The organism is Vibrio sp. B4-6 (genome assembly GCF_963888245.1).
Classification (GTDB): Bacteria; Pseudomonadota; Gammaproteobacteria; order Enterobacterales; family Vibrionaceae; genus Vibrio; species Vibrio anguillarum.
The window spans coordinates 564,593-572,497 of sequence record NZ_CAWPIM010000011.1; the positions used below are offsets into that span (position 1 = coordinate 564,593).

The 7,905-nt window shown below is 42.7% G+C and carries 5 protein-coding genes; 3 read left to right on the plus strand and 2 right to left on the minus strand.

Features of this window, described 5'->3' with window-relative positions; translation table 11 throughout:
- The first annotated feature begins 64 nt into the window (after nucleotides 1-64).
- From AACV20_RS05600 to AACV20_RS05610, 3 genes are all read left to right on the plus strand, one after another.
- Complete coding sequence (locus AACV20_RS05600) at nucleotides 65-1,441, plus strand: GntP family permease (protein WP_026027816.1); 1,377 nt, start codon at nucleotides 65-67, stop codon at nucleotides 1,439-1,441.
- Between the two features lie 26 nt (nucleotides 1,442-1,467).
- Complete coding sequence (locus AACV20_RS05605) at nucleotides 1,468-2,076, plus strand: bifunctional 4-hydroxy-2-oxoglutarate aldolase/2-dehydro-3-deoxy-phosphogluconate aldolase (protein WP_170907014.1); 609 nt, start codon at nucleotides 1,468-1,470, stop codon at nucleotides 2,074-2,076.
- Nucleotides 2,077-2,235: 159 nt separating this feature from the next.
- Nucleotides 2,236-3,099: a DMT family transporter gene (locus AACV20_RS05610; RefSeq protein ID WP_170907015.1), complete on the plus strand. Its 864-nt coding sequence runs from the start codon at nucleotides 2,236-2,238 to the stop codon at nucleotides 3,097-3,099.
- Nucleotides 3,100-3,534: 435 nt separating this feature from the next.
- Here AACV20_RS05610 and AACV20_RS05615 read toward each other — a convergent pair whose 3' ends face one another.
- A complete protein-coding gene (locus tag AACV20_RS05615) occupies nucleotides 3,535-5,424 on the minus strand; it encodes a nuclease domain-containing protein (RefSeq protein WP_170907016.1) in 1,890 nt (629 codons plus the stop codon).
- A gap of 12 nt (nucleotides 5,425-5,436) precedes the next feature.
- Complete coding sequence (locus tag AACV20_RS05620) at nucleotides 5,437-7,773, minus strand: AAA family ATPase (protein WP_170907017.1); 2,337 nt, start codon at nucleotides 7,771-7,773, stop codon at nucleotides 5,437-5,439.
- Nucleotides 7,774-7,905: the final 132 nt, after the last annotated feature.

Below are 7,905 nucleotides of genomic sequence, written 5' to 3' on the forward strand. Positions count from 1 at the left end.
CCGTAACTTAGAGATTTGTGAACTGAAACACAAACAAAACAATACGTGATATAAGGTGAAGAACATGGAATTGATGACTCAAAGCAGTAACCCTGCTTACCTATTAGCAATCGCGGGATGTGCGATTGCAGCACTACTGATTTTAATCATGAAGTTGAAGATACACGCCTTCGCTTCATTAACCTTAGTCAGCCTCGGCACTGCAATTGCCACCGGCGTTGCGGCGGAAAAAGTGGTCCCAACCATGATGTCTGGTTTTGGTGGAACCCTAGCGTCCGTTGCTTTGCTGGTCGGCTTAGGTGCGATGATTGGCAAAATTTTAGAAGTGACGGGCGGTGCTAAAGTGCTGGCCGATACCTTGATAGGCCGCTTTGGTGAAGAAAAAGCGCCGTTTGCACTGGGTATTGCTTCATTACTGTTTGGTTTTCCCATCTTCTTTGATGCGGGATTGATCGTGATGATGCCGATCATCTTTAGTGTAGCGAAGCGCTTTGGTGGCTCACCATTGAAATACGCGCTACCTTCAGCCGGTGCTTTTGCCGTGATGCATGCCTTTGTGCCGCCTCATCCTGGGCCAGTTGCGGCTTCAGATCTTTTAGGTGCTGATCTTGGTCTGTTGCTGATTGTTGGTATCTTGGTCGCGATTCCTACTTGGTATTTTGGCGCTTACCTCTTTGGCCTGTATGCGGGTAAGAAATTTGATATTCCACTCTCTAAAGCGTTTTTTAATACCGAGCAAATTATTGATGAAAATAAATTGCCAAAATTTGCCACGGTGTTAGCGATTTTAGTGATGCCTGTGCTGCTCATTTTTATGGATACAGGTCTTAATACCCTTGCGGTAGCAGGCGTGATTGACGGCAAAGCGCCATTGGTTGAATTCTTACGCATGTTGGGTAAAACCCCGGTGGCACTGTTGTTGACTCTGCTAACTTGTTTACTGGTGTTTGCCAAAGATTTTGGAATGAACAAGCTGGAAAAACTGTGCAGTGACTCGTTAGCGCCTATATGTGCGGTAATTCTTGTGACAGGTGCGGGCGGCATGTTTGGTGGTGTGTTGCGCGCCAGTGGCATTGGCCAAGCATTGGCCGACGTGTTATCCGATACAGGCATGCCTATCATAGTCGCGGCGTTTGTTATCGCAACTTGCTTACGTGTAGCGCAAGGCTCTGCCACCGTTGCATTAACCACCACCGCCGCTTTGATTGCGCCAATTGTGGCACAAACCACGGGTTTGAGTGAGTTGGATTTATGTTTTATCGTGATTGCGATTGCTGGTGGTGCAACGGTACTATCTCACTTTAATGACTCAGGCTTCTGGCTGGTTTCTCGCTTGATGGAAATGGATGAGAAAACCACACTCAAAACTTGGACTGTGATGGAAACACTGCTTGGTAGCATCGCGTTTGTGATTGTCGCTGTCCTAAGTTTCTTATTATAAAAAGCGTTTTACTATAAGGTTATGAAATGAAAACTCTTGAACAACGATTGAAAGAAATCAAAATCGTCCCTGTGATTGCGATTAATGATGCTAGCCAAGCGGTCCCTTTGGCCAAAGTATTGGTTGAAAATGGGTTGCCATGCGCGGAAGTGACCTTTAGAACAGAAGCGGCTGCAGAATCGATTCGTTTGATGCGTGCCGCCTACCCAGAGATGCTGATTGGCGCAGGGACAGTACTGACCACGGCGCAAGTAGATCAAGCCATTGAGGCGGGCGTGGATTTTGTAGTCAGCCCCGGTTTTAACCCAACCACGGTGAGATATTGCCAACAGCGTCATGTGGCAATTGTTCCGGGCGTCAACAACCCAAGTTTGGTTGAGCAAGCGATGGAAATGGGTTTGTGCACATTGAAATTCTTCCCAGCTGAGCCTTCCGGTGGCGTGGCGATGCTCAAAGCATTGACGGCGGTTTATCCGGTCAATTTCATGCCAACAGGTGGCGTTAGCCCAAGTAACGTTCAAGATTATTTGTCGATTAAATCCGTAGTGGCGTGTGGCGGTACGTGGATGGTACCGACAGATCTAATGGATAAAGGTGATTGGCAGGGAATTGCGGAATTGGTGAAAGCGCTATAACCCTTTCTATTTTCTTTAAGAACAACGGCTTGCTTCGGTAAGCCGTCTTCTCCTTTTATGCGCACCTCCGACCATTAACGATAAAAGTAATCGAGAGTAACGCGCGATCAAAAATCTCGTTACAATTGTTCTCCTACTCATTTCACGATAAGCCAAGCTATGTACGCAAACCGACGCGCAGAATTAATTTTAGTTATCACGACCTTATTGGCCGCTGCGGGCTGGGTGTTTTCCAAACAAGCCATTCAAGGCCTACCGCCTTTTGGCTTTATTGGCGTGCGTTTTCTTTTAGCGTCGCTGTGCCTACTGCCATTTTGTCTTAAAGCGCTGCGCCAAGCTTCACTGCACGATTGTTTAAAATCGATGAGTGTGGGCGTGTTGCTAGGTGGCTCGATTTTTTGCTGGATCCTCGCGATTTCCATTAGCGACACGCTAGGCGAGGGCGCATTCATCATGAGCCTCTCTATGCTGTTTGTTCCGTTATTAGCATGGCCGCTGTTTGGCACTAAACCGGCGCGCGCATTTTGGTTGTCGCTACCCATTGCACTGATTGGGCTTTTTTTACTGTCGTGGAACGGGGAGTGGGTCGTCGCGACTAGCCAGCTGTGGTTTATGGCTGCGGCCTTTAGCCTGGCATTGCATTTTAACTTTAACAGTCGTTTTTCGGCTAATCTGCCGCCGATGTTGCTCACTACATTACAACTGTTTGTTGGCGGCTGCCTTGGGGTATTACTCTCTTTACTGTTTGAGTCATGGCCAGATCAAATAAGTTTGATGACGTGGAAGTGGCTTGCTCTGAGCGTATTACTCGCCACCAGTTTGCGGTATTTGATGCAAACCGTAGGTCAAAAGCACGCCAACCCCACCAATGCGGCGATATTAATGCTGCTTGAGCCAATCTGGACACTGGTTCTGAGCGTGCTGATTTATGATGAATCGATGCCAGCGAATAAGATTTTCGGCTGCGGCTTGCTGCTCTGTTCGCTTCTTTTCTATCGAATGGGCCATTTTCGTCATCGTTAAAAGAGCCAAAGCGTGAAGCGAAATTAAGTTGCTAGAGAGCTCTAAGAAGCATTGAGTTCCTTTACCTTTTAAGGAAGAAAACAGACATTACGCACGTTGATAGCGTAGGGCCATCACGTTTGATTATCGTTTTTGGACAAACTGATTCCCTCTTCTTGAAGGGGGAGGTTTTGTTGCTGACGCTCTTTAACCCCCTCCTAACCTCCCCCTGAAAGGGGGAGGAACAGAACAGTTGTCAGCTTCCGCTCTAGAGCATAATTGGACAAAAACGAGTCAATGACTTTGCTAAATTAGCATTCAATGAATTAGTAGTGGTATAGCTAAGTCGTGTAACTTGATTCTTAAAGCTGGTTGAGTTGAGCGCAACAAATCTAGCGTTCCAAAAACAGAAAGCATAGCGAAAGCTCCAGCTCTCACTAAAGCTTTCTGTTAAGTTTATGCAATTTGAAGTTCTGGTATCTCTCGAATATGCGGTACAGACTCAGCTTTACGAAACTCGTTTTCTAATTGTTTTAGCAGCTTATCTAGCATTCTTACCAGTCGGTCTTCTTCATCAGGTTTAACTCTAAGTCCTCCCAATGATGGCAAAATACAATCTCTGCCACCTAAGGAATGATAAGAAGCATAAAAGTCTATTTTTTCGGCTTTACCTTTAGGATAAATAGCCCAAACAGCTTGAATTGGTAGTTGTCCGTAGCCTCCATCGGCCTTTTTTTGATGTAGTCCAAGTAGATACTTGTTGACAAGTTCTGGCAATTTCTCATGTTTAACTCGATAAGCTGATGAAAATTTAGCATCAATGATTATCAAAACTGGTTCAATAACTCCTTCAAACCATACTCGCAACAAATAATCTGGCTTTCTATGCTGCCAATCTTTACCTTGGTGCTCTATACATACATCTACAGGATCACCACATTGGGCTTTGTGTTTTGTCCAGATTTTAGGCTCATAAAAAAGCTCTATCTCCATTTTTCTTGATGGGTCTGAAAAGTGAAAATAATTGTTAATTTCACTAACAGGCCTTGCCTTTTCCTCTCCTCCGAATTTGGCATCATTGTAATCTCTCCAACTACTATCTATTAGTGATAAACCCGTTTTACCTAAAGCTGAAATCAATTGAGTTAATACAGTAAATTCATACAGGGTGCTCAAATGACGCAAGCCAAAGAGTAAATCGCCAACACCGATCTTCACCTTACCAAAGTCATACCACTTGGATATTTTCTCATACACTCTCAAATAACTCGGTGTTCGAGCCACAAATGGTGTCACGCATGGAGGAATGGGTTTTAAGTTTTTTGGCATTTCAACTTTGGAACTAAACCTCTTACGCAATAACTTTACCCGAGAGATAAGATTCTCCAGTCGATGAGCTAACCCCATTAAAATAGGAGTCCGATACTTGTTTAGTATGTAATCTAAACTTACATATTCGCCGAAATCAAAATTGGGTCCTCTGCGACCTTTTTCAACAGGTTTTTCCACCAATGAAGCTCTAGCTTGGCTGAGTTTTTGTTCAAGGTGTGCTAAGTAACCATGAATAATCCTATTTTCCAGCAGGTCTCGATTATGAATCACGTTTTCACGGACCCCTTTTGAGACTCTTACGGGATAGCAACCAAGTTTAAACATCTGTTCCTCTTGATTACAAAAATGAATACCCTCTGGATTTTGAGTGAGCCAAGCTATGCCTTCTGGTGAATTTGGCAGTGAGTTTGATTGTGGCTTTAGCTGTGTCTCCCATCGCTCCCTAATTCTAGATAAAAGTTCAGGCCAAACGGACTCACATAGTTCAATGCCACTTTGTGCTTCTTCGATTAAGCGATTTAATGAGTCCTCATCTCCTTTTCCTGTGTCTCCACTAATTTTTGAACGTGAAAAGCAGATAGATACTATGCTGTCGTAATGGGTATTTAAGTACGTCAGCATCCCCTCAGCTAACTCAGCATTCACCACATTTGCCTGTATATCGACAAAATTTCTAATGCGGATATCAGCGCTTTGAAAAGTAAGAATAATCTCACTTCTTCCTACAAAATTACGAAATGGCACACCAAAAAAATCATCTTCGTCAAATAATACGCTCCAGTAGCGCTTACCATCATTTGATGAAGTTAGTGCAAACTCATGAAGAACATCTCCGATATATAGTTTCGGCTCTCCAAAGCTAAATGCTTTATCTGTTGTGACTAACTGAATACCTATCTGCGCATCTTCAGGTATTGACCAACCACCATGAACAGCTTCACCTTGCCTTATAAGTTCACAATCATAGCTTTCAAATGTACGTCCAGAACCAACTTCAATAGTTAAATCCAACATTCTTTGCCCCTCTTAAGCTACATAGCGATAGCTGTTAAGCGCTTCGTCACCCTCAAGAATGATTTTACGTAGACATTTTGCTGACATATCGAGACCATATTTCTTCAATGCTTGATGTAATCTACTTAACCTTTCGGCAAAACCACCACCATAACCACTTAAACTTGGCAATACATGCTGAAGAATAGCTCTATCCAAGGCTGTAATTGGCCCTTCATATTCGACTAATAAAGAACCAGCAACATCTACAAAATCTGCTATGAGACGACGTTTTCTGTAGGAAATAAGCACTCGCTTACCCAATTCTTCATGCTCATCTTCAAGAATACTTACTATTTCATTAAATATTGATTGAGGCTCTCCAGAAAGTATCGAGCCTTTCCCTTCAAATAGAGATAGCCAATCTTTTGCAGATATTGGCTCCATCGGCTCTTCATTCTGGTGAGCTGCACTTTCAAAATACGCATCACTAATCAGATTATCAAAAGGTATCACTGCCGCTCTATCAAGCATACGTGGCGATAAAGGTTGTACGGTCTCGTCACTGTTAATTGTCCCGACAAAACGAAGGTACTCAGGTACAATTAGGCGCTCTTTATTTGGATACCCAGTGAAAATCTCTCTTCTGCTTTCTCCATCAGCTAAGTCCAAGAAGCTACTAAAGTAGTGCTCTGGAGAGCTAAGGTTCATTTCATCGAGAAGCAATATTGAAGGAGATACTTCATCAGGCTTTTCATCCTGCATTGTTAACAGTAGCTCCCACAAGCCAGTAGCGGCTGGTTGATAACTGTGAGAAAGACCATTGTAGTATCCTAAAATATCGTTAGATGACATCCACCCCCTAGACACTGAGATAGTATGTTGCCTGTACCCCAGATTCATTGCTTGACCAAGTCGCTTAATTAAGCTCGTTTTCCCAGTCCCTGGCAAGCCAGAGCAAATAGTAAATTGGCTTTGAGCAATTGTCGTAACAAGGTTTACTAACTGCTCTGTATCGAGGTGTCTACCATAACTACAAAGAGCTTCGTCTAAACGTTCAATATATTCTTGTTGTGCTTTTACCGTATTACTTGTTTCAAGACGTTTTATCTGAGGAGAACGAAAATTCCATTTGGTATTTGAGACTTTATTAGATTGTGTCATAGCCTCAAAACCAGCTTTTATGTTTACAAACTGTTCGGTAAGTTTTGCTGAAGATTCTTTTATTTGAGTTTTTAAGTTATCAAGAGAGTTTTCACTATCCTGTATCATTCTATCTACCGAGCGATAATCACTTCTTTTTTGTTCTATTGCATCTAGTAACTCTTGGTAAGTTTTATACTCTGAATACTGAGACTTCAATTCTGATAAGAGTGTTTCTCTATCGCCAATTTCTTTTTGAAGCTCAGCGTGGCGGCGCTTAAGCTCGTGCAATACTCGTTCCTCAAGCTCTGTTTTCTTCTTTTCTTCCATCTGTCGAAGTTCATCTTCTTTTTCACTTCGTTGCTGTGCTATGGTCTTGAGTTCATCAAGAAGAGTCTGTCTCTTCCTTTCTAAGCGTTCAACTTCTATTCGCTTTGTATTAGCATCTTGCTCGATCTGTTGGAGGTGATTAGCTCGGTACTTTTCATAGAATTCTGACTCGTTTTTGTTGAGAAACTCCTCTAAGAACCTTTGCCCTTCAGGCATAGATAGCAGTTCATCTTTAAGTTTCGTCATATTCGCATCAAACTCGGCTGCTTCAGCGAGTAACCCTACGGTACGAAGATATCGTGGTCGATCTTTCTCGAATTGCCTGCCGTTTTTGACATTATTTCGTAATAATTCAATACCCTTTTTAGTTAGTCGTCCTCCAGAAGAACGAAAGACTGAATCTTTCAGCAATGTCTCAACATAGCTACGAAGCAATGTTTCAGAGTCCATTATATCTACGTAATTTTTATGCGTTAGTTTACTTAGAAAGTCAGGTGCATTGGTTAAAAATGTTGTTAGACGTTCCCCGAACGTTATCTCAACAAGTTGGTCTATACATTGTGCTTTGGGTAGGCGACCAATCAAGTGAGCACCGATACTTTTTCCTGGTAAAGGTGTTGATGGGTAGCTCAAAATAAGTTTGTAACCATCTTCACCCTGAGCTGTCGAATCGTAAGAGAATGGCCCCTGAATAAAATCTTCTCCATCAACTTTAGTAGAAAGCATTATAAGATTTGTTGAAGGAATGTGAGTCGAGTAAAGCACTGGTTCATCAGGGGTAAAATCACTATGAGCTATTAGTACTTCAAGCAAATCTACATTTTTAACAGGCTGTACGGCCTTGTAATATGCTATGTAGTTTTGCTGATTACTTTCTGACTTATTAGCACGAGTCACTTCTGGAGAGTGTCCTGAATTCTGTGTAACTGTCTAAACTTAAGCCTTAAAGGCTAAGGATGGACAATATGGATAAGAAAGCACTCGAAGCTTTTGCTCGTGAAGCAGCAAAGTCAATTAAGACAGAATCTG

Excerpts from the sequence above, each read along its gene's own strand:
- AACV20_RS05605 (WP_170907014.1), top strand. The coding sequence starts at position 1,468 with ATGAAAACTCTTGAACAACGATTGAAAGAAATCAAAATCGTCCCTGTG.
- AACV20_RS05610 (WP_170907015.1), top strand. The coding sequence starts at position 2,236 with ATGTACGCAAACCGACGCGCAGAATTAATTTTAGTTATCACGACCTTA.
- AACV20_RS05615 (WP_170907016.1), bottom strand. The coding sequence starts at position 5,424 with ATGTTGGATTTAACTATTGAAGTTGGTTCTGGACGTACATTTGAAAGC.
- AACV20_RS05600 (WP_026027816.1), top strand. The coding sequence starts at position 65 with ATGGAATTGATGACTCAAAGCAGTAACCCTGCTTACCTATTAGCAATC.